The organism is Fusibacillus kribbianus (assembly GCF_030053595.1).
Lineage (GTDB): Bacteria > Bacillota > Clostridia > Lachnospirales > Lachnospiraceae > Lientehia > Lientehia kribbiana.
Genome location: NZ_JASGBQ010000005.1, coordinates 45,393 through 69,259, shown reverse-complemented (window position 1 = coordinate 69,259; position 23,867 = coordinate 45,393). Strand labels below are relative to the sequence as shown.

General features: G+C 49.6%; 23 protein-coding genes and 1 tRNA gene. 22 read left to right on the top strand and 2 right to left on the bottom strand.

All coding sequences use genetic code 11. The features are described from left to right. The first annotated feature begins 144 nt into the window (after nt 1-144). The 10 genes from QJ036_RS05135 to QJ036_RS05090 all read left to right on the top strand — a co-directional run bounded on the left by QJ036_RS05135 (nt 145) and on the right by QJ036_RS05090 (nt 8,829). The gene (locus QJ036_RS05135; RefSeq protein WP_283230370.1) at nt 145-927 is read left to right on the top strand and encodes a prolipoprotein diacylglyceryl transferase; all 783 of its coding nucleotides are present in this window, start codon (nt 145-147) and stop codon (nt 925-927) included. Between the two features lie 49 nt (nt 928-976). Further along, the gene (locus QJ036_RS05130; protein ID WP_283230369.1) at nt 977-1,948 is read left to right on the top strand and encodes an ABC transporter substrate-binding protein; all 972 of its coding nucleotides are present in this window, start codon (nt 977-979) and stop codon (nt 1,946-1,948) included. Continuing rightward, entirely contained in the window at nt 1,945-2,712 is a 768-nt protein-coding gene (locus QJ036_RS05125) for an ABC transporter permease (RefSeq protein WP_283230368.1), read from the top strand. Before QJ036_RS05130 ends, QJ036_RS05125 begins: the two co-directional genes overlap by 4 nt. After that, nucleotides 2,709-3,317 carry an ATP-binding cassette domain-containing protein gene (locus tag QJ036_RS05120; RefSeq protein ID WP_283230367.1) on the top strand — a complete coding sequence of 203 codons (609 nt, stop codon included), beginning with the start codon at nt 2,709-2,711 and terminating at the stop codon, nt 3,315-3,317. Before QJ036_RS05125 ends, QJ036_RS05120 begins: the two co-directional genes overlap by 4 nt. After that, nucleotides 3,301-4,416 carry an aminopeptidase gene (locus tag QJ036_RS05115; protein WP_283230366.1) on the top strand — a complete coding sequence of 372 codons (1,116 nt, stop codon included), beginning with the start codon at nt 3,301-3,303 and terminating at the stop codon, nt 4,414-4,416. Before QJ036_RS05120 ends, QJ036_RS05115 begins: the two co-directional genes overlap by 17 nt. A gap of 191 nt (nt 4,417-4,607) precedes the next feature. Continuing rightward, nucleotides 4,608-5,621, top strand: coding sequence for a type I glyceraldehyde-3-phosphate dehydrogenase (gene gap, locus QJ036_RS05110; protein ID WP_283230365.1), 1,014 nt, complete (start codon nt 4,608-4,610; stop codon nt 5,619-5,621). An 86-nt stretch (nt 5,622-5,707) separates the two neighbouring features. Further along, nucleotides 5,708-6,931, top strand: coding sequence for a phosphoglycerate kinase (locus QJ036_RS05105; protein WP_283230364.1), 1,224 nt, complete (start codon nt 5,708-5,710; stop codon nt 6,929-6,931). 28 nt (nt 6,932-6,959) lie between these two features. Next, a complete protein-coding gene (gene tpiA / locus QJ036_RS05100) occupies nt 6,960-7,709 on the top strand; it encodes a triose-phosphate isomerase (RefSeq protein WP_283230363.1) in 750 nt (249 codons plus the stop codon). 217 nt (nt 7,710-7,926) lie between these two features. Continuing rightward, nucleotides 7,927-8,601, top strand: a complete 675-nt coding sequence (locus tag QJ036_RS05095; protein WP_283230362.1) for a D-lyxose/D-mannose family sugar isomerase — start codon at nt 7,927-7,929, stop codon at nt 8,599-8,601. 142 nt (nt 8,602-8,743) lie between these two features. After that, nucleotides 8,744-8,829 (top strand) — tRNA-Ser (locus QJ036_RS05090). 43 nt (nt 8,830-8,872) lie between these two features. On the opposite strand, the gene QJ036_RS05085 is transcribed toward QJ036_RS05090, so the two are convergent. Continuing rightward, nucleotides 8,873-9,499, bottom strand: a complete 627-nt coding sequence (locus QJ036_RS05085; RefSeq protein WP_283230361.1) for a GntR family transcriptional regulator — start codon at nt 9,497-9,499, stop codon at nt 8,873-8,875. Between the two features lie 263 nt (nt 9,500-9,762). Between QJ036_RS05085 and QJ036_RS05080 the strand changes: the two genes are divergently transcribed. From QJ036_RS05080 to gpmI, 8 genes are all read left to right on the top strand, one after another. Continuing rightward, on the top strand, nt 9,763-10,254 hold the full coding sequence (locus tag QJ036_RS05080) for an L-2-amino-thiazoline-4-carboxylic acid hydrolase (protein WP_283230360.1): 492 nt from the start codon (nt 9,763-9,765) through the stop codon (nt 10,252-10,254). Between the two features lie 46 nt (nt 10,255-10,300). Continuing rightward, entirely contained in the window at nt 10,301-11,542 is a 1,242-nt protein-coding gene (locus QJ036_RS05075) for an ABC transporter substrate-binding protein (protein ID WP_283230359.1), read from the top strand. A gap of 85 nt (nt 11,543-11,627) precedes the next feature. After that, nucleotides 11,628-12,515 (top strand): branched-chain amino acid ABC transporter permease, encoded by an 888-nt coding sequence (locus tag QJ036_RS05070; protein WP_283230358.1) that lies wholly within the window; start codon nt 11,628-11,630, stop codon nt 12,513-12,515. Beyond that, nucleotides 12,515-13,513 (top strand): branched-chain amino acid ABC transporter permease, encoded by a 999-nt coding sequence (locus tag QJ036_RS05065; protein WP_283230357.1) that lies wholly within the window; start codon nt 12,515-12,517, stop codon nt 13,511-13,513. The genes QJ036_RS05070 and QJ036_RS05065 overlap by 1 nt, the downstream gene beginning before the upstream one ends. Beyond that, nucleotides 13,510-14,310, top strand: coding sequence for an ABC transporter ATP-binding protein (locus QJ036_RS05060; protein WP_283230356.1), 801 nt, complete (start codon nt 13,510-13,512; stop codon nt 14,308-14,310). The genes QJ036_RS05065 and QJ036_RS05060 overlap by 4 nt, the downstream gene beginning before the upstream one ends. Further along, nucleotides 14,303-15,028: an ABC transporter ATP-binding protein gene (locus QJ036_RS05055; protein ID WP_465221480.1), complete on the top strand. Its 726-nt coding sequence runs from the start codon at nt 14,303-14,305 to the stop codon at nt 15,026-15,028. Before QJ036_RS05060 ends, QJ036_RS05055 begins: the two co-directional genes overlap by 8 nt. A 32-nt stretch (nt 15,029-15,060) precedes the next feature. Then, the gene (locus tag QJ036_RS05050) at nt 15,061-16,329 is read left to right on the top strand and encodes an L-cysteine desulfidase family protein (RefSeq protein ID WP_283230355.1); all 1,269 of its coding nucleotides are present in this window, start codon (nt 15,061-15,063) and stop codon (nt 16,327-16,329) included. Between the two features lie 235 nt (nt 16,330-16,564). Next, nucleotides 16,565-18,106, top strand: a complete 1,542-nt coding sequence (gene gpmI, locus QJ036_RS05045) for a 2,3-bisphosphoglycerate-independent phosphoglycerate mutase (protein ID WP_283230354.1) — start codon at nt 16,565-16,567, stop codon at nt 18,104-18,106. An 87-nt stretch (nt 18,107-18,193) separates the two neighbouring features. On the opposite strand, the gene pfkB is transcribed toward gpmI, so the two are convergent. Beyond that, on the bottom strand, nt 18,194-19,138 hold the full coding sequence (gene pfkB / locus QJ036_RS05040) for a 1-phosphofructokinase (RefSeq protein ID WP_283230353.1): 945 nt from the start codon (nt 19,136-19,138) through the stop codon (nt 18,194-18,196). 188 nt (nt 19,139-19,326) lie between these two features. On the opposite strand from pfkB, the gene QJ036_RS05035 reads away from it, so the two are divergent. The 4 genes from QJ036_RS05035 to QJ036_RS05020 all read left to right on the top strand — a co-directional run bounded on the left by QJ036_RS05035 (nt 19,327) and on the right by QJ036_RS05020 (nt 23,843). Then, nucleotides 19,327-20,019, top strand: a complete 693-nt coding sequence (locus QJ036_RS05035; protein WP_283230352.1) for an iron-sulfur cluster assembly scaffold protein — start codon at nt 19,327-19,329, stop codon at nt 20,017-20,019. A gap of 53 nt (nt 20,020-20,072) precedes the next feature. After that, nucleotides 20,073-21,083 carry a GGGtGRT protein gene (locus QJ036_RS05030; protein WP_283230351.1) on the top strand — a complete coding sequence of 337 codons (1,011 nt, stop codon included), beginning with the start codon at nt 20,073-20,075 and terminating at the stop codon, nt 21,081-21,083. 142 nt (nt 21,084-21,225) lie between these two features. Further along, nucleotides 21,226-22,125 (top strand): Rpn family recombination-promoting nuclease/putative transposase, encoded by a 900-nt coding sequence (locus tag QJ036_RS05025; protein WP_283230350.1) that lies wholly within the window; start codon nt 21,226-21,228, stop codon nt 22,123-22,125. A 287-nt stretch (nt 22,126-22,412) separates the two neighbouring features. Next, nucleotides 22,413-23,843, top strand: coding sequence for an L-fucose/L-arabinose isomerase family protein (locus tag QJ036_RS05020; protein ID WP_283230349.1), 1,431 nt, complete (start codon nt 22,413-22,415; stop codon nt 23,841-23,843). Nucleotides 23,844-23,867 lie beyond the last annotated feature (24 nt).

Genomic DNA, 23,867 nt, shown 5'->3' with positions numbered 1-23,867 from the left:
AGTTTTTGGAAGGGAAGGATAAGAAAGAGGGCAGATCAGCCCCGGCTCTTATTGCGCACCGGGAGAAACCCTGATATAATAAAATTAATGTTGGTCTGCAAAGAAATGACAGTGCCGCCCTGCGGCGGCGGAATGGAGTTTGACATGAAAGAGGTTTTATTCAGCATTGGTCCGTTTACCGTATATGGATATGGTTTTATGATCGCGATCGGCGTGGTTGCAGCTTTTCTTGTGGGAATGTATCGGGAGAAAAAGTACGCGGTGGGGGATGATCAGATCTTTTCGCTTGGTATCTGGTGTCTGGTGGGAGGCTGGCTTGCAGCAAAGGTGCTGTTTGTCATCACTGAGCTTCCGGCCATTGTTGCAGATCCTGAGTGGTTCCTCACGACTCTGTCCAGTGGGTTTGTTGTTTACGGCGGACTTATCGGTGGAATCCTCACCGGTTATGTGTTCTGCCGGATAAAAAAGCTTTCCTTTTTGAAATATTTTGATCTGGTGATGCCGTCCATTGCACTGGCTCAGGCCTTCGGCCGCCTTGGCTGTCTGATGGCAGGCTGCTGCTACGGAAAGGAAACGGCGGGAGCCTTTCATATTATTTTCCCGGCGGACTGCGGTTATGCACCGGGCGGAGTACCTCTGATCCCCACCCAGCTGATTTCCAGTGCCGCCAATTTTCTCAATTTCTTTGCGCTCCTGTTTCTGGCAAGGAGGACAAAGAGCGACGGGCAGGTGGGCGGCCTGTATCTGATCTTTTACAGCATCGGCCGTTTCATCATTGAGTGCTTCCGGGATGATCCCAGAGGCAGCGTGGGCCCTCTGTCCACCTCACAGTTTATCGCCATATTTATGCTGATTGCAGGAATCGCAATTTTTGTATACTGCGGAAAGAAATTTCCGAAAACAGAGGAGCAGGCTAAGGAAACGTAAAGAGGAGGGATCCTCTGCGGATAAAGAATAAGAAGGAGGAGGAAATGAGATGAAAAGGTTTTTGATGATTTTATTGTCGGCAGTGCTGGTCATGGCAGCGCTTGGGGGCTGCGATAAAAAGGAGGAGGAGACCGTTATCCGCCTGGGAGGCCTGAAGGGTCCCACATCCATGGGCATGGTCAAGCTTCTGGATGATGCGGAAAAGGGAAAGACAGAAAGTAAGATCGAGTTCACCATGGCGGCAGCAGCCGATGAACTGACACCGAAGTTTTTGAAGGGGGAGATGGATATTCTGGCAGTGCCGGTCAATCTGGCCTCCGTATTGTACAACAATTCGGAAGGCGCAGTCCGGTTTGCTGCTGTCAATACGCTGGGCGTTCTTTATATCGTGGAAAAGGGCGGAACGACCGTAAACAGTGTGGCGGATCTCAAGGGAAAGACCATTTATGCCACAGGCAAGGGAACGACTCCGGAGTATGCCCTTCGGTATCTTCTTGGGGAAAACGGACTGGATCCGGACAAGGATGTGACCATTGAGTGGAAGAGTGAGCCGACAGAGGTGGCAGCTGTTCTCGGACAGGAAGCAGAAGGTGTTGCCATGCTGCCCCAGCCCTTTGTGACGGTAGCCATGGGACAGGTTGAAGGGCTTAAGGTAGCTCTTGATCTCACGGAGGAATGGGAAAAGCTGGACAACGGAACCCGTTTCATCACAGCAGGACTCGTTGTCCGCAAGGAGTTTGCAGAGAAATATCCGAAGCAGCTGGCAAAGTTCCTGGAGGAATACAAGGCATCTACCGAATACCTCAATGCGAATGTGACCGAGGGGGCTGCCCTGGTGGAGAAATACGGCATTGTCAAGGCTGCAGTGGCGGAAAAAGCCATTCCTGCCTGCAATGTGGTATACCTGGACGGCGACGAGATGAAGACGGCGGTGGACGGCTATCTCAACATTCTGTTTGAAGCAAATCCCAAGGCGGTGGGCGGCAAGCTCCCCGGCAGTGATTTCTATCTTGGCTCATGAAAAGGGAAAATCAGAAGCGGGATGAATATTTAAAAAGGGCGGCTGCCATAGCCTTTGCACTGATGCTCTGGCAGGCGGCCGCCATGGCCCTTTCCCAGCGGCTTTTGCTGGTGTCTCCCATTCAGGTGGCAGTCCGGCTGGGCAGTCTTCTTCTGGAAGGGAGCTTCTGGAGGACGGTGCTCTACAGCTTCCTCCGCATTGAGGCCGGTTTCCTTCTGGGTCTTTTTGCGGGAGCAGTGCTGGCCGCTGCTGCTGCCCGTTTTTCGCTGCTGGAGATCCTGATATGGCCTTTTATGACGGCTGTGAAATCAGTTCCGGTGGCGTCTTTTATCATTTTGAGCCTGATCTGGCTGGGCGCATCGGGGCTTTCTGTTTTTATTTCTTTCCTGATGGTTCTTCCCATTGTATATTTCAATGTGCTGGAAGGAATGAAGAGTACTGACAGAAAGCTTCTGGAGATGGCGGAAGTGTTTGCCATTCCCTGGGGAAGGCGGATGAGATATCTCTATCTGCCCCAGGTAAAGCCCTTTTTACTGTCAGCTTGTCGGACGGCTCTCGGGATTTCCTGGAAGGCGGGGATCGCCGCCGAGGTCATCGGCATACCGGACGGCTCCATCGGCGAGAGGCTCTATGAGGCAAAGATTTATCTCGACACCGCGGATCTTTTTGCATGGACCCTTGTGATCGTCCTTTTGAGTGCTCTGTTTGAAAAACTGTTTCTCTGGGGAATGAAAAAGGGCTTTGCCCGATTGGAGAGCGCATGAAACAGATTATAATCAGCCATTTATGTAAAAGCTATGGAGGAGAGCCGGTGCTTTCGGATTTTTCGGCGGAGCTTCCGGTCGGTGAGGTGACCGTTTTCATGGGACGGTCCGGCTGCGGAAAAACAACTCTGTTAAGACTTCTCATGGGCCTCGAAAAGCCGGACAGCGGAACCGTGAGCGGTGTACCGAAGGCCATGAGCGCCGTGTTTCAGGAGGACAGGCTCTTTGAAGCCTTTCATGCTGTGGCGAATCTGAAGGGGGCGTTGGGGAAAGACGCGGATGAACAAGCCATCCGGGAGCATCTTTCTCAGCTGGAGCTTACCGGTGAGGCTTTGAAAAAGCCGGTCCTGGAGCTGTCAGGCGGAATGCGAAGAAGAGTGGCTCTCGCGCGGGCCGTGCTGGCAGAAAGCGGCATTCTGTTCCTGGACGAGCCATTTGACGGTCTGGACGGGGTGACAAAGAAAAAAGCTGCAGAATATGTTAAGCGGCACAGGGAAGGACGGACGGTCCTTCTTGTGACCCATGACCGGGCGGAGGCAGAAAGCCTGGGCGGGACAATTATTTTCATGGATAAAGAAGGAGAGAATCATGGACGAGAGAATTAAGAGACTGGCACACAGCCTGGTAAATTATTCCTGCCGGGTACAGCCGGGGGAAAAGGTGTATGTCCATTACACGGGCATGGATACGGAGGCCCTGGCAAGACAGGTGGTGAAGGAGGTTTACGAGGCAGGAGGGATTCCTTTTCCGCACTTTACCGATACAAGAATGCAGAGGGAAATGCTGCTTTCCTGTACGGAGGAGCAGCTTAAGCTGATGGCTCAGGTGGACGCCATGGAAATGGCTCAGATGGACTGTTATCTGGGGATCCGGGGCGGGGACAATATCACCGAGCTTTCCGATGTCCCCTCGGAAAAAATGTCCCTGTACAGTGCTCTTTATACGACGCCGGTCCATCATGAGATCCGTGTTCCGAAGACAAAATGGGTAGTGCTCCGTTATCCGTCGCCTTCCATGGCGCAGAGTGCGGGCACCAGCCTGGAGGCTTTTGAGGATTTCTATTTTGATGTGTGCTGCCTGGATTACGAAAAAATGGGAGAGGCTATGAAGCCGCTGATACGGCTGATGGATGAGACGAAACAGGTCCGGATCGTCGGGCCCGGCACGGATCTTTCCTTTTCTATCGAGGGAATTCCGGCGGTTCCCTGCGCGGGAACCATGAATATTCCCGACGGAGAGGTCTACACAGCTCCGGTGCGGGATTCGGTCAACGGGGTGCTTTCCTACAATACCCCGTCTGTATTCCAGGGCTTTACCTTTGAGAATATCCGTCTGACCTTTGAAAACGGGAAGATCGTAAGGGCAGAGGCCAACGATTCGGAGAAGCTGAATCGGATCTTCGATATGGACGAGGGCGCACGTTACGTGGGAGAATTTGCCATCGGTGTCAATCCCTATGTGACAAAGCCCATGAAGGATACTCTGTTTGACGAAAAGATCAAGGGCTCCTTCCATTTCACACCGGGCAACTGCTACGATGAGGCACCCAACGGAAACCGGTCCTCTATTCACTGGGATCTTGTCTGCATACAGACTCCGGAATACGGCGGCGGCGAGATCTATTTCGACGGCCGGCTGATCCGGAAGGATGGGCGCTTCGTGGTTCCCGAACTATTCGGTCTGAATCCGGAAAACCTTATGTGAAATTTTTAGCAAAATGCCGGATATGAGCGGTTTAAAAGGGAATAATTATAGATTATGAACAAAAGAAGCTTCGACACTTAAAAAAGGAAAAAAATAACTTGATATTTTTTAACAGATTATGTAAAATAGCTAATGAGCTAAAAGCAAAAGCACTACTAAAAAATATTTTAATATTTTAGGAGGAATTCAAAATGGCAGTAAAAGTAGCGATCAATGGTTTCGGTCGTATCGGCCGTCTGGCATTCAGACAGATGTTCAACGCTCCCGGATATGATGTTGTAGCAATCAACGATTTAACCAGCCCCAAGATGCTGGCTCATCTGCTGAAGTACGACTCTTCTCAGGGTAAGTATGCTCTGGCTGACACTGTTAGCTATTCTGACAATTCCATCACTGTTGATGGCAAGGAAATCACCATTTACGCAGAGAAGGATGCAAAGGATCTGCCCTGGGGTGAGCTTGGCGTAGACGTAGTTCTTGAGTGCACAGGCTTCTACACCTCCAAGGAGAAGGCTTCCGCTCATATCGCAGCCGGAGCTAAGAAGGTAGTTATCTCCGCACCTGCCGGAAATGACCTTCCTACCATCGTTTACAATGTAAACCATACAACTCTGACCAAGGAAGATACTGTTATTTCCGCAGCTTCCTGTACAACAAACTGCCTGGCTCCCATGGCTAAGGCTCTGAACGACCTGGCTCCCGTTGAGTCCGGTATTATGTGCACCATCCACGCTTACACTGGTGATCAGATGATCCTCGATGGTCCTCAGAGAAAGGGTGACCTGAGAAGAAGCCGTGCAGGTGCTGTAAACATCGTTCCCAACTCCACCGGTGCTGCAAAAGCTATTGGCCTGGTAATCCCCGAACTGAACGGCAAGCTCATCGGCGCTGCTCAGCGTGTACCTACTCCTACCGGTTCCACCACTCTGCTGTTCGCAGTAGTTGACAAGGTTGTTACCAAGGAAGAGATTAACGCCGCTATGAAGGCTGCTCAGACTGAGTCCTTCGGCTACAACGAGGATGAGATCGTATCCAGCGATATCGTTGGTATGACCTACGGTTCTCTGTTCGACGCTACTCAGACCATGGTATCTCCTCTTGCTGACGGCAAGACTCAGGTAGAGGTTGTTTCCTGGTATGACAATGAGAACTCTTATGTAAGCCAGATGGTTAGAACCATCAAATACTTTGCTGAGTTAGCATAATCGGGACAAGCAAGTAAAAAAGAACCTACGGCGGGTCCGGTTCTATAATAGGACCGGGCCCGTTTTTTCATCCATGGAGGTATAAAATGGCATTAAATAAGAAAACAGTAGACGATATCAACGCAAAGGGCAAGAGAGTCCTTGTCCGCTGCGATTTCAATGTTCCCTTAAAGAATGGCCAGATCACCGACGAGACCCGTATCGTGGCAGCGCTTCCTACGATTAAGAAGCTGATCGCTGACGGCGGAAAGGTGATCCTCTGCTCTCATCTGGGCAAGGTAAAGAACGGCCCCAACGAGGGTGAGTCTCTTGCTCCTGTGGCTGTCAGACTTTCCGAGAAGCTGGGACAGCCTGTAAACTTTGTGGCTGATTACAACGTGACCGGCGAAGCTGCAACAAAGGCAGTGGAGGCCATGAAGGACGGCGATGTTGTCCTTCTTCAGAATACCCGTTTCCGCGGAGCGGAAGAGACCAAGAACGGCGAAGCTTTCAGCAAGGAACTGGCCGATCTGGCAGATATCTATGTATGTGACGCCTTTGGTTCTTCTCACAGAGCGCATGCTTCTGTTGCAGGCGTAACTAAATTCATCACAGCCAAGGGCGGTGAGAATGTGGTTGGTTACCTGATGCAGAAGGAGATCGACTTCCTCGGCAATGCCGTTGAAAACCCCGTAAGACCTTTTGTTGCGATCCTGGGCGGTGCAAAGGTTGCCGATAAGCTGAACGTTATCGCAAACCTTCTCGAGAAATGCGACACCCTGATCATCGGCGGCGGTATGGCTTATACCTTCCTGAAAGCAAAGGGATATGAAGTTGGTACCTCCCTTGTGGACGACGAGAAGATCGATTACTGCAAGGAAATGATGGCAAAGGCTGACAAGCTTGGAAAGAAGCTTCTTCTGCCGGTTGATACCACCATCGCAGCAGCTTTCCCGAATCCGATCGATGCTGAGATCGAGGTTTCCGCTGTGGATTCCGACAAGATCCCTGCTGATAAGATGGGGCTCGATATCGGCCCCAAGACTGCTGAGCTCTACGCAGATGCCGTGAAGTCCGCAAAGACCGTTGTATGGAATGGCCCCATGGGCGTATTTGAGAATCCCATCCTTGCAAAGGGTACCATCGCAGTTGCCAAGTCTCTGGCTGAGACAGATGCAACGACCATCATCGGTGGCGGTGATTCTGCAGCGGCTGTCAACCAGCTGGGCTTCGGCGATAAGATGTCCCACATCTCCACCGGCGGCGGCGCTTCTCTGGAATTCCTGGAGGGCAAGGAACTGCCCGGCGTAATGGCTGCAGACGATAAATAATCATTTTTAAGAAAAGAGGATAATCAAAATGGCAAGAAAGAAAATCATTGCCGGCAACTGGAAGATGAACATGACTCCCAGTGAGGCCGTAGAACTGATCAATACTCTGAAACCCCTTGTTGAGACAGATGAGGCTGACGTGGTATTCTGCGTACCTGCCATCGATATCATTCCCGCTCTTGAGGCAGCAAAGGGAAGCAACATCCAGATCGGTGCCGAGAATATGTACTTTGAGGAGAAGGGCGCTTATACCGGCGAGATCTCTCCTGCAATGCTGACCGATGTGGGTGTGAAGTACGTAATTATCGGACATTCCGAGAGAAGAGAGTACTTTGCAGAGACCAACGAGACCGTAAACAAGAAGGTTCTCAAGGCATTCGAGCACGGCATTACTCCCATCGTATGCTGCGGTGAGACTCTGACTCAGAGAGAGCAGGGCGTGACCATGGATTTCATCCGTCAGCAGGTTAAGATCGCATTCCTCGGCGTAACTGCTGAGCAGGCTAAGACTGCTGTGATCGCATACGAGCCCATCTGGGCCATCGGAACCGGCAAGACTGCCACAACCGAGCAGGCACAGGAGGTTTGCGGCGGTATCCGTAAGTGCATCGCTGAGATCTATGATGAGGCAACTGCTGAGGCGATCCGCATTCAGTACGGCGGAAGCGTAAATGCCAAGACTGCTCCCGAGCTGTTCGTACAGCCCGACATTGACGGCGGTCTGGTAGGCGGCGCTGCTCTGAAGCCTGATTTCGGCAAGATCGTAAACTGGAAATAAACTATCCTGCACAGCCTGGCTGTGAAGAAAAAGCCTGTTTCCTGCGGATATAATCGTCCAGGGGAACGGGCTTTTTGGGTAACTGGCTGCTGAAGCAGAACAGGTTAAAAACGAACCGAAAAAACGCTGAAAAAAACTGTGGCTTTCTATGGATTTTTTGGGAAAAATGTTTTACAATGGATTTGAAGTATGAATCTAAAAAAAAGGAGTGGAAAAAATGAAACGTTCATTAATCAATTCCAACATTGAATGGGCAATGGATCTTTGCAAGGAGATGAATTTCAACCTCCCCAGCTTCGCTTTCTGGACACCGGAAGAGTGGGAAGCAAAAAAGGGACCGGAAACGGATCGTATGGTAGAGGTTGGCCTTGGCTGGGATGTTACCGACTACTGCAGTGGTGATTTCGATAAGGTTGGCGCTGTACTCTTTACTCTGAGAAACGGAAGCATGACAGATCCCGGACGTCCTTATTGCGAGAAGATGATCGCTATGAAGGACGGCCAGATTCTCCCCTGCCATTTCCATTATGACAAGACCGAGGACATCATCAATCGCTGCGGCGGAACTCTCTGCGTGCAGGTTTGGAACTCCACCAGCGAAGAGGATGGCTACAAGGTTGACAAGGAATCCGATGTACATCTGTACTGCGACGGACAGCCCATCACGGTTCCTGCCGGCGGCGTTGTAAAGGTATCCAACGGAAACAGCATCACCCTGACTCCCTATGTATACCATCTGTTCTACGCAGAGGGCGGTCCCCTTATCGTAGGCGAGGTTTCCAAGGTAAACGATGATGCCAAGGACAACCATTTCACAGAAGAGCTTCATATGACCATCGAAGAGGACGAGCCTGTTCGTCATATCCTCTGCGGCGGCTACGTGATGGAGTAATCCCGGTTTATACATTATTTGTATGACAGTCGTATGAAATGAAGAGAGCCTCTTTCTGCCTGCTTTGTGCCGGCATGAAGAGGCTCTTAATTTTTTGGTTGACAATCGGACCACTGGCGGGTAAAATAAGTTCATGTGACTGGGAGACGTATCGAAGTGGTCATAACGAGCTCGACTCGAAATCGAGTTGCCCTCCGGGGCACGTGGGTTCAAATCCCACCGTCTCCGCTCAGCAAAGGCGCCGTTTAAACGGCGCCTTTTGTTTTGCTTTTTAGATGCTGATGATGTCTGCCCGCAGAAGCCGGAGCGCTGTGTCCATATCGTTGTTTCGGATGGCCTCCAGGATGGGGCCGTGAAAGGCCGGTACATCGTGGAACAGACGAGAATGCCACTCGGACCAGCGGGTCTGTGCATAAGCTCTCGTTTGGAGAGACATGGCAGAACGGAGATGCTGGTAGGCATATTGATTTCCATATATTTCAAAAAAAGCAAGATGAAACGTGATGTTGCTGTTCCAGTGAGTAATGGCATCGCTTTCCTCTTTTGATGATAAAATCGATGTATGGAGGGTTTCCAGCTTATCCAGTGCCTCCGGAGTGAATTTTCTCCAGTTTTCTGTCATAAAGCCGCATTCCAGAACGCAGCGGTAGGACTTCGTATTTGCTACATCCTCGTCAGTCAGCGGCGTGATCTTGTAGCCGTAATAGGGGATACTGTAAAGGATCTTTTCATTGCATAACTCGATCAGTGCCTCGCGGATAGGGGCCCGGCTCACATTGAACCGCTCCATCAGTCCTTTTTCGTTGATCACCTGTTCAGGGGGATAGTTACCGAGGATGATGTCATTTAAAATAGAGGTGTAAATCTGATTCTTTAAACTGGTATTATTAGTATTCATGAATGTTCTCCTGCATAAAAAGCCGAATCTACGTTTTAGTATAATCCAAAGGGATGAATTTGTCAACTCATATACAACATGCACAAAAATATTAATCGGAAAATATCCAAATTTGACAAAGAGACAATGAGAGAGGGGAAAAACGGAAAAAGCTATTGACAAAGCTAACAGAGACTGATATGATTAGTTCATAAACATATTTGCGGTTATTCTGCGCGCAAATACAGAACGACAGGCAAGTGTTAATAAGGAGGAAAAGAGTCATGGCAATTAAAAATGTGTCTCTTGTTTACGATGAGAAGGTAAACATCAACAGAAAAGCAATTGAGCATCGGGCTACCTGGATGGGACTTACATATGACGAGGGTGTGAAGGCTGGTGTTGATGCAGAAGGCATCGCAAGAAGAGCAATCAAGAGAACCGGAAATTTCCATGGAACCGGTTTCAAAGCAAGCTGTGCAGATCCCAGTGATCTGAGAGACTTTGAAGGTGCATTCCTGGATGACCTTGGAAAGTCCACTTTCCAGATGGATATCACTGAGTGCACCAAGGATGATCTGAAGATTGAGTTCCATTACTGCCCTCTGCTTTCCGCATGGAAGAAGCAGGGATTTGATGATGAAACCTGCGCAAAGCTTTGCGACATGGCAATGGATGGCGACAGGGGAATCGCAGAGGCTATGGGCCTTAAGCTTGATCTGACAGATACGATCGCAAGCGGATGTCCTGTATGCAAGCTTCATTTCCATAAATAGAATTGGAGCAGTATACTTGAACAAATAAAAGGGAGGTAAGAAAGAAATGAAGAAAAAAGTTTTAGCACTGACACTGTCTCTCGTTCTGGCTGTTTCTGCATTGGCGGGCTGCGGCAGCAAGAAGGAAGAGACCAAGGCTCCTGAGACCAAGTCTGGCGAGACCAAGGCACAGGAGAACAAGGAAGAGACCAAGGCTGCATCCAACGGTGAGTCCAAGGGCGTTATCAAGCTGGGCGCTCTGGCTCCTCTGACCGGAAACTATGCTGAGTACGGCAAAGGTTTCAAGATCGGTTTCGAGAAAGCAATCGAAGAGATCAATGATGCAGGCGGTGTAAATGGCTACACCTTAGAGCTGGCTGACATCAAGGATACCCAGGGCGATGCAGTAGTTTCCTCTACCATGGCAACTGAGTATGCTGAGGACGATGAGATCATGGCTATCCTCGGCGACTTCACTTCCGGCGCATGCAAGGCTAACGCTGAGATCTGCGACCGTTACGGAGTTGTACAGTTAAGCCCTACTGCTTCCGCATCTGACTATGCTTCCATGAGCAAATACTGCTTCGGTATCATGGGACGTCAGGACGTTGAGGCTCCTTTCCTTGCAAAGTATGTTCTTAAGAGCTATCTGGGTGCACAGAAGGTTGCTGTTATCCGTGTGGACAGTGACTGGGGTCTTTCCTGCTTCGAGAATTTCAGCAAGCAGGCTGAAAAGGAAGGCCTTAACGTTGTAGTTGAGAAGTATGCTGCAGGCGAGAAGGATTTCAGCTCCCTGATCACCAAGATGCAGTCTGAGAATCCCGATGCTCTCGTAGTTATGGATCAGGGCGATGCTGTTGCTCAGATCTTCAACCAGGCAGATGCTGCAGGCTGGGAGATCAAGCACGTAGCTTTAGGGCCTGGAACCTCTGAGCAGGTTGCAGGACAGCTTACCGATCAGAACAACCTGATCGTAACCTCTCCTTTCTTCTTCGATCCTAACGATGCTGAGCTGACTGCCTGGGCAGAGTGGTTCGAGGGTGAGGCTGGCTTCGCTCCTACCATTCATCCGGCCTGTGCATATGACTGCGTATACCTGATCGCTGAAGCTATTAAGAACATCGACGGCGAAGTTACCCGTGATTCTATCCAGGAAGCTCTTGCTAATCTGCCTGAGTACACCGGAATCACCGGAAGCATCAAGTTCAATCCCGATGGCGATATCAACCGTCAGTACATGATCTGCGGTGTCGCAGATGGCAAGTGGGAAGTACTGGAAGGCTTTGAGTACGGCGCTGCAGGCTTTTAAATTGAACCATTGACAAATTAAAAGACGTGAAAGCGGGGCGGCGTGGGTTTTTCGCCGCCCCGTATTTTAATAACGGAGGAAGGGTATGGAGTATATTCTTAATCAGCTCCTTAACGGAATTTGTCAGGGTGCAATCTATGCGTTGATGGCGATTGGCTATTCTGTTATCGTAGGCGTAGTAGGTATGGTAACATTTACATACGGCGAGATTATGATGATCGGCGCCTTTTCCGCGTATTACATTTTTGTGGGACTGGGCAACAATCTTCTGATCGCAATTCCCGCCGCTTTTGCCGGATCTTTCATTATCGGAAGTGTCGTGTACAAGCTTTGCTATGAGCGTTTCTTTAACGCACCCAGACATATTTCCCTTTTATGTACCATTGGTATCAGTATGTTGATCAAGAATCTGGCTCAGATTATCTTTGGACCTGAAACAAAGCCGGTTCTGAACATTATTGATAATAAAACCTTTATACTGAATCTTTTCGGAGCAAACTTAAATATCAAGCTCCTTCAGATCGTGGTAATTGTTCTGGTAATCGTATTTGCAGTGGCTCTGACCCTGTTCTTTAATAAGACAAAATGGGGCGTTATGCTCCGTGCTGTCAGCCAGAACAAGGATGCTTCCTATCTGATGGGTATCAACGTAAAAAGAACTGCTCTCCTTGGTAACTGCATTGGCTGCGGTTTCGGCGGTATCGCCGGTATCCTGCTGGCTATTTACTATTATTCCGTATCGGCTACCATGGGCTCCTCATACAGTACAAAGGCATTTGCGGCATCTGTTCTCGGCGGTCTGGTGGATATTCGTTTCTCAGCTCTCGGCGGTCTGTGTATCGGTATCATTGAGAACCTGGGAATCATTCTCACATCAGCAACCTTCCGTGATGTATTCTCATTTGCCTTCCTGATTCTGATCCTGATCATCCGGCCTCAGGGCTTTGTAAGCAAGAAGGGGGCGAGAGTATAATGGCAAAAGTAAAAGAGTTTTATGCAAAGTATAAAGTATTTATTCTGATTGCTCTTACGATAGTCATGGCGATCCTGCCCCTGGTTATCAAGAAGACCCTGTATATCAGATATCTGTGCAATATTATGATGTATGCGACGCTGGCAGGTTCTCTGAATGCCATCAACGGTTACAGCGGACAGTTCTGCCTGGGACAGGCAGGTTTTTTTGCCATCGGAGCATATACGGGAGCTGCTCTTTCCAAAAACTTTGGCATCAGCTTCTGGCCGCTTCTGATCATCGGCGGTATCGCTGCCATGATCGTAGGTTTTATCGTAAGCCTTCCGACTCTGCGGCTTTCCGGTATTTATCTGTCCATCGTTACACTGGGCGCATCTGAGATCATCCGTATCATTGCTCAGACCTGGACGCCTGTTACCGGCGGTTCCCTGGGTATCAAGCAGATCCCCTATCCGAATTTCTTCGGTCTGGATATGTTCAAGCCCCAGTACTACTATTACATTTTCCTGGCTCTTCTGGTCCTGTTCCTGTTCGTGACCAACCGCGTGCTCAACTCCCGTGTGGGACGCGCGTGGACGTCCATCCGTGAGGATCAGATCGCATCCAAGTCCCTGGGTGTTGAGACCAGCTTTTACAAGTCGACCAACTTCATGTACGGTGCTTTCTGGGCAGGAGTGATCGGTGTTGCTTACGCTCCTTTCGTAAACTACATCGAGGCTTCTCAGTTTACCACAGACGCAGGCTTCAATGTTCTGGCCATGGTGGTTCTCGGCGGTCAGGGTACCCTGGCAGGCCCCATCCTCGGCGCTACCGTTGTTACCGTACTGACTGAGGCACTCCGTTTCCTGGAAAGCTGGAGATATGTTATCTACGCTCTGCTGATCATCGGCATGATGTGGGTACGTCCACAGGGTCTGATCGGTGCCTCCAACTCCATGCTGGCCGGCGGCAAGATCAAGGTTAAGGAAGAGAAGAAGAAAGGAGGAGACGCGAAATGAGTGAGGTTCCTGTATTGGAAGCAAAAGGCATCTGCAAATATTTCGGCGGCCTCAAGGCAGTAGAAGCCGTAGATATGAAGATCATGAAGGGCGATATCTTCGGCATCATCGGACCTAACGGAGCCGGAAAAACCACTTTCTTCAATATGTGTACCGGTGTTTATGCACCGACCAAGGGCGAGATCTTCCTTCAGGGAGAAAACATCACAAGGATGTCTCCCGATAAGATCGCAAGAAAGAAAATGGCACGTACCTTCCAGAACCTGCAGCTGTTCAAGTTCATGACGGTTCTGGACAATGTAAAGATCGGCTGCCATATTCAGACAAAATCCAACATCGCTGACGCGATTCTCCATACGAAGCGCTATAAAAGAGATGAGAAATATGCGGTGGAGAAGAGTCTTGAGATTCTCGAATCCATCGGACTGGCTGATTACAAGGATACCATGGCCGGAAATCTGGCTTATGGTATGCAGAGAAAGGTAGAGATTGCCCGTGCTCTGGCTCTTGATCCGGTGATCCTTCTTCTGGATGAGCCGGCTGCAGGTATGAACCCCAACGAGACCGCTTCCTTGATGGAATTCATCAAGATGCTGAACAGCAAGGGTTATACCATCGCCGTAATCGAGCATGATATGAAATTCATCATGAACTCCTGCAACCGGATTCTGGTGCTGAACTTCGGCCAGAAGCTGTGTGAGGGAACTCCTGATGAGATCAAGGCAAACAAGGAAGTGCAGGAGGCCTACTTTGGCAAGGGCATCGTTGCAGGAGAGGCGGTGAAGGTAAATGGCTGAGACGATTCTGAAAGTTGAAAACCTGGCCGTAAATTATGGCTATATTATCGCACTGAGCAATATCAATCTGGAGATCAACAAGGGAGAGATCGTTACTCTGATCGGTTCCAACGGCGCCGGCAAGACAACGACTCTGATGGCGATTTCCGGTCTGGTGGAAAAGCGTCCCGGAAGCAAGATCACCTTTAAGGGACAGGATATTACCAAGATGGCGCCCAACAAGATCGTACATATGGGTATGAGCCATGTACCGGAGGGACGTAAGATTTTCCCGGCTCTGAGTGTATATGAGAACCTGCGTGCAGGTGCCCTTGGCAACAAGAAGATGACCAAGGCACGGTTCGAGGAACTGGTGGAAGAGCAGTATACCCTGTTCCCCAGACTGAAGGAGCGTTATAAGCAGGCCGGCGGAAGCTTGTCCGGCGGCGAGCAGCAGATGCTTGCCATTGCCAGAGGCCTGATGATGGATCCTGACATCGTTATGCTGGATGAGCCTTCCCTGGGTCTGGCACCCATTGTTATCGAAGATATATTCGAACTGATTGTGAAGATTCGCGACATGGGCAAGACCATCCTGCTCATCGAGCAGAACGCATCGGTTGCTCTTTCTATCGCAGACCGTGGTTATGTCCTGGAGACCGGCAACATTACCCTGCAGGGAACCGGACAGGAGCTTCTTGTAAATCCTGAGGTGAAGAAAGCGTATCTTGGCGCTTAATTCATAAATTTATCAACAGAGAGGTAAAAAGAATGGAAAGGAACGTATACGACAACTATCTGACAATTTTGAAGGCAGAGCTGTTGCCGGCTATGGGCTGTACGGAGCCCATTGCCGTGGCATTCGCAGCAGCCAAGGCAAGGGCTGTATTGGGAAAGCAGCCTGAACGTATTGAGATGTATTGCAGCGGCAATATCATCAAGAACGTAAAGGGCGTAGTAGTTCCTAATTCCGGCGGACAGATGGGAATCGACGTGGCAGCTGTTTTAGGCGTTGTCGGCGGACGGGAAGATCTGGAGCTGGAAGTAGTGAACAGCGTAACAGAGGAGCAGATCGAGAAGACGAGAGAGCTTGTAAAGGCTGGTATCTGTGACTGCCATCTTGTTGAGGGAGAAGAGAATCTGTATATCCGTGCAGAGGTATTTGCCGGAGAAGACAGCGCTGTGGTTGAAGTAAAGACAAAACACAACCATATTTCCCGCATCGAGAAAAATGGTGAGATTCTGTTCGCTCAGGATGATATTGAAACCAGCTCTCAGGGCGACAAGAGCCAGCTGAATCTGAAAGACATTTATGAGTTCGCAAATACTGTGGATCTGGAAGATGTCAGACCGATCATGGAGCGTCAGCTGAATTACAATAAGGCAATTTCCGAAGAGGGACTTAAGAATCCCTGGGGCTCCTGTGTGGGTCAGACCCTTCTTGAGGTCAACGGAACTTCCGACTGGCGTGTGAGAGCAAAGGCTGCGGCAGCAGCAGGTTCCGATGCCCGTATGAGTGGCTGTGCGATGCCTGTTGTGATCAATTCCGGCAGCGGCAATCAGGGTATCACTGTCAGCATGCCCATTCTTGAGTATGCCAATGAGGTGAAGTGCTCCGAGGAGAAGCTTCTCCGTGCACTGACTCTGGCAAACCTGCTGTCCCTTCATCAGAAGCGTTATATCGGCAATCTTTCCGCTTATTGCGGCGCAACCAGTGCAGGATGCTCCGCTGCCTGTGGAATTGCCTATATTGACGATGCCTCTCTGGAAGTAATCGGACATACCATTATCAATGCCATCAGCACCATCGGCGGCATGGTATGTGACGGTGCGAAATCCTCCTGTGCAGCAAAGATCGCCAGCGCGGTTGAGGCCGGTCTTATGGGTTATGAGCTTGCAAAGCGTGACCGCAGCTTCAAGCCCGGCGAAGGTATGGTCGTCGAGGATATGGAGCAGACCATCAGAAATATTGGACGTATGGGCCGCGAAGGTATGAAGGGAACCGATGTGGAGATCCTGAATATCATGATCGGCAAATAAAGCGCCAAATGGGCATTCGTGATTGGGGAATCATGATTTTGGCTCTTTGAGGGAGAAGATATAGAAACAGGGGTTAAGAATCGGGGCACCTTCCTTTGATGGGAGGTGCCCTTCGTGTATAAAAAAGCAGGAATTTTCCCGGAGGTCTTGCACATGTGAGAAAAATAAGGTACAATCTAAAATCGGAAGATTGATAACAATTTCACTCATAAAATAGAGATAAAGGAGAATGAAAATGAGCAAAAGACCTACAGTGCTGATGATTCTTGACGGCTACGGCCTCAATGAAAGACACGACGGAAATGCTGTTTTTGAGGCAAAGACTCCGGTGATGGACAAGCTGATGGCAGAGTGTCCTTTTGTAAAGGGAAATGCCAGCGGCATGGCAGTGGGACTTCCTGAGGGACAGATGGGAAACTCTGAGGTTGGTCATCTGAACATGGGAGCCGGCCGTATTGTATATCAGGAGCTTACCCGGATCACAAAAGAAATTCAGGATGGGGATTTCTTTAAAAATGAGGCGTTTAAGGAAGCCGTAGAAAACTGCAAAAAGAATGATTCTGCCCTTCATCTTTACGGACTTGTTTCTGACGGCGGCGTACACAGCCATAATACTCATATTTACGGTCTTCTGGAGCTGGCAAAATGGGAGGGACTCTCCAAGGTTTATGTACACTGCTTCCTGGACGGACGTGACACACCGCCCACATCAGGCAAGGATTATGTGGCTGAGCTGGTGGAGAAAATGAAGGAGATCGGTGTCGGCAAGGTGGCTTCTGTCAGCGGTCGTTATTATGCTATGGACAGAGACAACCGTTGGGACAGAGTGGAGCTTGCCTATAAGGCTCTGACAAAGGGCGAGGGCAACACCGGAACAGATCCTGTGGAGCTTATCCAGGCTTCCTATGATAAGGGAGTAAACGACGAATTTGTGGTTCCTACCGTGGTCCTGGAAAATGGTGCACCTGTGGCAACCATCAAGGACGGCGATTCCATTATCTTCTACAATTTCCGTCCTGACCGTGCGAGAGAGATCACCAGAGCCTTCTGTGACGATGATTTTACAGGCTTTGACCGTGGCGAGCGGGTAAAGACCACCTATGTGTGCTTTACGGAATACGACGTGACCATTCCCAACAAGCTGGTTGCCTTCCACAAGGTGGAGATCACCAATACCTTTGGTGAGTTCCTGGCAGCCCACAACATGACTCAGGCCAGAATCGCTGAGACGGAGAAGTATGCCCATGTGACCTTCTTCTTCAACGGCGGCGTAGAGGAGCCCAATCCCGGTGAGGACAGGATTCTGGTGAAATCTCCCAAGGTAGCTACCTATGATTTGAAGCCGGAAATGAGTGCTTACGAGGTCTGCGACAAGCTGGTGGAGGCCATTCGATCTGCAAAGTATGATGTGATCATCATCAACTTTGCAAACCCGGACATGGTGGGACATACCGGCGTGGAGACTGCCGCAATTCAGGCAGTGGAGGCTGTGGATTCCTGCGTGGGAAGAGCCGTTGACGCCATCAAGGAGGTCAATGGACAGATGTTCATCTGCGCCGATCACGGAAATGCAGAGCAGCTGATCGATTATGTTCACGGCGGAAGCTTTACCGCCCATACGACCAATCCTGTGCCCTTTATCCTTGTGAACTATGACGAGGCTTATACGCTGAGAGAGGGCGGCTGTCTGGCGGATATTGCACCTACCCTCATTGAGATGATGGGAATGGAGCAGCCGAAGGAAATGACAGGAAAGTCTCTTTTGATCAAAAAATAATGGCTGTGTGCCGTTGCAAAAGAAGGCTCCAGACTTTACCGGAAGGTAAGGCCTGGAGCCTTCGAATTTGGTTCAGCAAAATCGTGTTTAAGCAAATGGAACCATGGTCAGGCGGACTTCCTTGACCAGCTCCTCCACCAGCTCTTTGGCAGGCGGTTTCGTACCCAGTGTCGTGCAGGCACCGGCTGAGGTGGCGATGGAAAGCTTCGCGCATTCTCCAAAGGGAATGTCGCAGTCAAGACCGTAGGCCAGGGCTGCCAGCATGGCATCTCCGGAGCCGACCGTGGAGTGGGCCTGAACCTGAATGCCATCGGTTTTGTAAATACTTTCGTGATTCAGGAACAGAGCTCCTTTCTGGCCGCGGGAAATGGCAACGGTATGGATTCCCTTGTTTATGAGCTCCCTCCCCAGATCAATGAGGGTTTCCTCGTTTACATCCTCCGTCAGACCAAAATATCTGGTGAGCTCGTAGACATTGGGCTTGATCAGATAAGGCCGTGCCTTGATGGCTTCGGTAAGGAGCTCGCCGGAGGCATCCACCAGGACTGTAGCCTGACGTTTTTTCAGCTTTCTTGTAAAATAACCGTAGATTTCCTTGTCGATGCTGGCGGGCACGCTGCCGGAAAACACATAGATGGAGGAAAGACCGGCATACGTTTCCAGAGTCCTGGAAAGCTCGTCAATATCCCTGAGTGTGACTGTGGGGCCGGGCTCATTGAATTCGGTGACAAAGCCTTTTTTTGTCACGTCCACTACCTTCACGTTTGTTCTTGTTTCTCCGTCAATATGTACGAACTGATGGCGGATCTCCATGTCGTCCAGAGCATTTTCGATCATGCGGCCGGAGCTTCCGCCGAGGAAACCGGTGGCGATCGTTTCGCCGCCCAGGGCATGAACCGTCTTGGATACATTGATGCCTTTTCCTCCGGCATCCTGGATGACCTTGGTCACGCGGTGGATGGCACCGCCTGTAAAATTTTCAACATCCAGAGTTTTGTCGATGGCCGGATTCATCGTAACTGTAATTATCATATTTACCTCTCCAATCCTTTCGGTAAAAAATCCCTGTTCTTATTTTAACATATTTGATATTTGCGTGGAAGAGATTCTTAATATTTTATGCAATTTTTAGAAAAAAAACATCTGGACGAACCAGCCATTTTGTGAGAAAATAAGACAGAGTATGTATTGAATATTTATATTCTGAAAGGAGTCTTAACATGATTTATTCACATGAAGTAGAGAAGATGTGTACAGTAGCCCAGGGCGTGGCTCATGGTGCTGCTCCTATTCCTGAGGAGGCAAAATGGGTTCAGGCTAAGGATATCGCTGATATCTCCGGTCTGACTCACGGTGTAGGCTGGTGTGCTCCTCAGCAGGGCGCCTGCAAGCTGACCCTGAATGTAAAAGAGGGTGTCATCCAGGAAGCTCTCGTTGAGACCATCGGATGCTCCGGCATGACCCATTCCGCAGCTATGGCTTCCGAGATCCTGCCCGGCAGAACCGTTCTGGAAGCTCTGAACACGGACCTGGTATGTGACGCTATCAATACTGCCATGAGAGAACTGTTCCTTCAGATCGTTTACGGCAGAACCCAGAGTGCATTCTCTGAGGACGGACTTCCCATCGGTGCTGGTCTTGAGGACCTTGGAAAGGGCCTTCGTTCCCAGGTTGGTACCATGTATGGTACTCTGAAAAAGGGTCCCCGTTATCTGGAGATGGCAGAGGGCTATGTGACCGGAATCGCTCTGGATGCAGATGATCAGATTATTGGTTATCAGTTCGTAAGCCTCGGAAAGATGACCGACTTCATCAAGAAGGGTGATGACCCCAACACTGCATGGGAGAAGGCAAAGGGTCAGTATGGCCGTGTTGCTGATGCAGTAAAGATCATCGATCCCAGACAGGAGTAATTTCTGCCCGGTTATAAATGCGAACATACATAGATTAGGAGGAATCGTATAAAATGGCTTTATTTGAATCATATGAGAGAAGAGAGAAACAGATTCTTGCTGTTTTAAAGGAGTATGGAATTAACTCCATCGAGGAGGCTGCTGAGGTAACAAAGGCTGCCGGTCTGGATGTATACAAGATGGTAGAGGGCATTCAGCCCATCTGCTTCGAAAATGCAAAGTGGGCATACACGGTAGGTGCTGCCATTGCCATCAAGAAGGGCTGCAAAAAGGCAGCTGATGCAGCTGCAGCCATCGGCGAAGGTCTTCAGGCTTTCTGTATCCCCGGTTCTGTAGCTGATACCCGTAAGGTAGGTCTTGGCCATGGTAATCTGGGCAAGATGCTCCTGGAAGAGGAGACCGAGTGCTTCTGCTTCCTGGCAGGTCATGAGTCCTTCGCAGCAGCAGAGGGCGCAATCGGTATCGCAGAGAAGGCAAACAAGGTTCGCCAGAAGCCTCTCCGTGTTATCCTGAACGGTCTGGGAAAAGATGCTGCTCAGATCATTTCCAGAATCAACGGCTTCACATATGTGGAGACCGAGTATGATCCTTACACCAATGAGGTGAAGGAGGTATTCAGAAAATCCTATTCTGAGGGCCTTCGTGCAAAGGTTAACTGCTACGGCGCAAACAGCGTTCCCGAGGGTGTAGCCATCATGTGGAAAGAGAACGTAGACGTTTCCATCACCGGAAACTCCACCAATCCCACCAGATTCCAGCATCCGGTAGCAGGTACCTACAAGAAAGAGCGTCTGGAAGCAGGCAAGAAGTACTTCTCCGTAGCTTCCGGCGGCGGTACCGGACGTACCCTGCATCCCGACAACATGGCAGCAGGCCCTGCTTCCTATGGTATGACTGATACTCTGGGACGTATGCATTCCGATGCACAGTTCGCAGGATCCTCTTCCGTACCTGCCCATGTGGAAATGATGGGCCTGATCGGCGCAGGTAACAACCCGATGGTTGGTATGACTGTTGCAGTAGCTGTTTCCATTGAAGAAGCTGCTAAGGCCGGCAAGTTCTAAAGATTAAACATACTATGTAAAGTCACAGTCAGACATGTCATTCTGAGCAAAACGTTCATGGCATGTCTGACTTTCTGTTTGCAATACGATTCTGTATATGCTATAATCTCCTCATAGAATTCCTCTGCGGAAACGGAGGAACATGAGTACAAGAAAAACACTTCAGGAGCTTACGCTTAAGGATGACTTTATGTTTGGCACAGTGATGGCGGAGGAAAAGAACTGCTGGGATTTTCTGGAGCTGGTTCTGGGCTTCCCCATCGGGCGCATTGAAGTGATCCGGGAGAAAACCATGGCGTACCACCCGGAAAATCGGGGCGTGCGGCTGGATGTATATGCAAAAGATAATGAAGAAAAACGATACAACGTGGAGATGCAGTTAAGGACAAAGCCGGAGATCGGAAAGCGTGTCCGATACTATCACAGTCAGATCGATATGGAAGCTTTGTTATCCGGTCAGGAGTATGAAAAACTGCCGGACGTATATGTGATCTTTATCTGTGATTTCGACCCGTTTGGTTCAGGACGCTATTGCTATACGTTTCAGCCCATCTGTGAGGAGGATCATCAACTGGTGCTGAATGACGGAAGCACCAGTATTTTTTTGAGCACCTGCGGGAAGAATGAGGAGGAAACGCCGGAATCTCTGGTACAGTTCTTAAAGTATGCAGGAGCGGATCTGCCGGCAAGTACAGAGGAATACGGAGATGCATTTGTAAGACAGCTCCAGGAATCTGTACGTCGAATCAAGGGAAGCCGGAGAATGGAGGAGAAGTTTATGCGGCTGGAAGAGCTTTTGCGGGAAGAACGCGCAGAAGGAAAGGCAGAAGGAAAGGCAGAAGGAAGAGAGGAAGGACATGCCCTCGGAAAGGCGGAAAGTGTACTGGAGCTTTTGGAAGACTGCGGGACAGTTCCGGAGGAACTGAAGGAGCGGATCCTAACGGAGCGGGATCTGGACTGCCTGCGAAGGTGGCATAAGCTGGCTGCCCGGGCAGCTTCGGTAGAGCAATTTACAAAAGAAATGAAACCGGAAGCAAAATAAAACAACGAATCATATCTGATGGCGAAGGCGCAGGCCGAAAGAATTCAGCCTGCCTTTTGCCGGATCTTTGGAAACCATTCATTGCCTGTTCAGGCAGAAATCACCTGTTTGTTGAAAATGCAGAGGAATTCTACTCAAAATAAGTTGATTTACGATCCTGAAGATTGTATTCAGATGATTGTCAATTTAAAAAAAATATGATATAATTACAACATATGAAACAAGTTATTTCATATATGAAATAACATAGGGCGGTTATTACAATTAATGGAAAGGAAGGTATTTCTATGGCAGTGAAAAAACCTCTTTTAGGTCTGATGGGTCTGTCCGATGGTGATCCCATCGTTCATGAGAAAAGCAAGGACATTGTTCAGCATCAGCTGGATGTTATCAAAGAGGCACTTTTAAGGGACGGCCGCGTGGATGTGGTTGTGGCAGATAATCTTGTGAGCTCTGTAGCTTCTGCAAGAGCGGAGGCGGAAAAGCTGAAGGCGAAGGGCGTGGACGGAACAATTTTTTCCTATGGCGTCTTTGCGTGGCCGAATTTCTCAGCAGTTGCCGCTAAATATGGACAGGGCCCCTATCTTCTGGCAGCTCAGCTGAACCCTGACTGGCCGGGCATGGTAGCTATGCTGGCAGCGGGTGGTGCTCTTAATCAGCAGGGAATTACTCATTTCCGCGCCTATGGCGACTTCAATGATCCTGAGGTGCTGGAGAGAATTATTACCTTTGCAAAATGTGCCCATGTGGTGAACAGCTTAAACGGACAGAAATACGGCCTGATCGGCGGTCGTTCCCTGGGTATGTACAGCGCTACGGTAGATATGCAGGACTGGCAGGATAAATTCGGCGTGGATGTGGAGCATTGTGACGAGAGCGAGATCGTCCGTCTGGCTGAAGAAGTACCGGATGAGAAAGTAGAAAAGGCATTCAACTGGCTGACTGAAAAGTGTAAGGAAATCAAATATGACGGCCGCAAGCTGACTCCCGACAAGCTGAAGACACAGATCCGTCATTATGAAGCGATCAAGCGGATCCAGAAAGAAAATGATTTTGATTTTGTAGGCGTGAAATGTCATTATGACATGAGCTGCCATTATTGTACGGAATGTATCGCGGCTGCGTTCATGAACGATCCCTATGACTGGGATGGTCCCAAGGAGCCTATGGTTTACGCCTGCGAGGCTGATTCTGATGCAGCCATGACCATGCAGATGCTGAAGCTTCTCACCAACGATCCTGTTGTATTTATGGATGTTCGTCACTGGGATGAGGAAAATCAGGTTCTGGAGTTCTGTAACTGCGGTTCTGAGTCCACCTGGTACGCAGCAAAGAGCGACGATCCCGATGAGAATCTGAAGCATGTGACTCTGTATCCCTGCCTGGATATCTATGCAGGAGGCGGATGCCATGTAAACTGCCAGACCGCTCCCGGTCTCTGCACCATTGCAAGACTGTGCCGTTCCATGGATGAAAACGGAAAACGCAGATACCGCATGGTGATGTTTACGGCCGAGCTTGTTTCCATGCCTAAGGAAAGAGAAAAGCTGACCAATGAGGAATGGCCCCACAACTTTGCAAAGCTGCATTTTGATTATCATGTATTCCTGGATAATTTCGATGCAAATCATGCCCATGCCGTTTACGGTGACCATATCGAGGAGCTTAAGACCATCTGCAAGATGATGGATATTGATGTGGAAGTGCTCGGAGAATAAAATACGGAAAGCGGGAAATATTAA

Bases quoted from the DNA above. Each gene is read 5' to 3' on its own strand.
- QJ036_RS05050 (WP_283230355.1), top strand. From the start codon at position 15,061: ATGGAAAGGAACGTATACGACAACTATCTGACAATTTTGAAGGCAGAG.
- QJ036_RS05105 (WP_283230364.1), top strand. From the start codon at position 5,708: ATGGCATTAAATAAGAAAACAGTAGACGATATCAACGCAAAGGGCAAG.
- gap (WP_283230365.1), top strand. From the start codon at position 4,608: ATGGCAGTAAAAGTAGCGATCAATGGTTTCGGTCGTATCGGCCGTCTG.
- QJ036_RS05060 (WP_283230356.1), top strand. From the start codon at position 13,510: ATGAGTGAGGTTCCTGTATTGGAAGCAAAAGGCATCTGCAAATATTTC.
- tpiA (WP_283230363.1), top strand. From the start codon at position 6,960: ATGGCAAGAAAGAAAATCATTGCCGGCAACTGGAAGATGAACATGACT.
- QJ036_RS05115 (WP_283230366.1), top strand. From the start codon at position 3,301: ATGGACGAGAGAATTAAGAGACTGGCACACAGCCTGGTAAATTATTCC.
- pfkB (WP_283230353.1), bottom strand. From the start codon at position 19,138: ATGATAATTACAGTTACGATGAATCCGGCCATCGACAAAACTCTGGAT.
- QJ036_RS05085 (WP_283230361.1), bottom strand. From the start codon at position 9,499: ATGAATACTAATAATACCAGTTTAAAGAATCAGATTTACACCTCTATT.
- QJ036_RS05130 (WP_283230369.1), top strand. From the start codon at position 977: ATGAAAAGGTTTTTGATGATTTTATTGTCGGCAGTGCTGGTCATGGCA.
- QJ036_RS05070 (WP_283230358.1), top strand. From the start codon at position 11,628: ATGGAGTATATTCTTAATCAGCTCCTTAACGGAATTTGTCAGGGTGCA.
- QJ036_RS05125 (WP_283230368.1), top strand. From the start codon at position 1,945: ATGAAAAGGGAAAATCAGAAGCGGGATGAATATTTAAAAAGGGCGGCT.
- QJ036_RS05020 (WP_283230349.1), top strand. From the start codon at position 22,413: ATGGCAGTGAAAAAACCTCTTTTAGGTCTGATGGGTCTGTCCGATGGT.
- QJ036_RS05065 (WP_283230357.1), top strand. From the start codon at position 12,515: ATGGCAAAAGTAAAAGAGTTTTATGCAAAGTATAAAGTATTTATTCTG.
- QJ036_RS05030 (WP_283230351.1), top strand. From the start codon at position 20,073: ATGGCTTTATTTGAATCATATGAGAGAAGAGAGAAACAGATTCTTGCT.
- QJ036_RS05135 (WP_283230370.1), top strand. From the start codon at position 145: ATGAAAGAGGTTTTATTCAGCATTGGTCCGTTTACCGTATATGGATAT.
- QJ036_RS05120 (WP_283230367.1), top strand. From the start codon at position 2,709: ATGAAACAGATTATAATCAGCCATTTATGTAAAAGCTATGGAGGAGAG.
- QJ036_RS05080 (WP_283230360.1), top strand. From the start codon at position 9,763: ATGGCAATTAAAAATGTGTCTCTTGTTTACGATGAGAAGGTAAACATC.
- QJ036_RS05025 (WP_283230350.1), top strand. From the start codon at position 21,226: ATGAGTACAAGAAAAACACTTCAGGAGCTTACGCTTAAGGATGACTTT.
- gpmI (WP_283230354.1), top strand. From the start codon at position 16,565: ATGAGCAAAAGACCTACAGTGCTGATGATTCTTGACGGCTACGGCCTC.
- QJ036_RS05075 (WP_283230359.1), top strand. From the start codon at position 10,301: ATGAAGAAAAAAGTTTTAGCACTGACACTGTCTCTCGTTCTGGCTGTT.
- QJ036_RS05035 (WP_283230352.1), top strand. From the start codon at position 19,327: ATGATTTATTCACATGAAGTAGAGAAGATGTGTACAGTAGCCCAGGGC.
- QJ036_RS05095 (WP_283230362.1), top strand. From the start codon at position 7,927: ATGAAACGTTCATTAATCAATTCCAACATTGAATGGGCAATGGATCTT.
- QJ036_RS05055 (WP_465221480.1), top strand. From the start codon at position 14,303: ATGGCTGAGACGATTCTGAAAGTTGAAAACCTGGCCGTAAATTATGGC.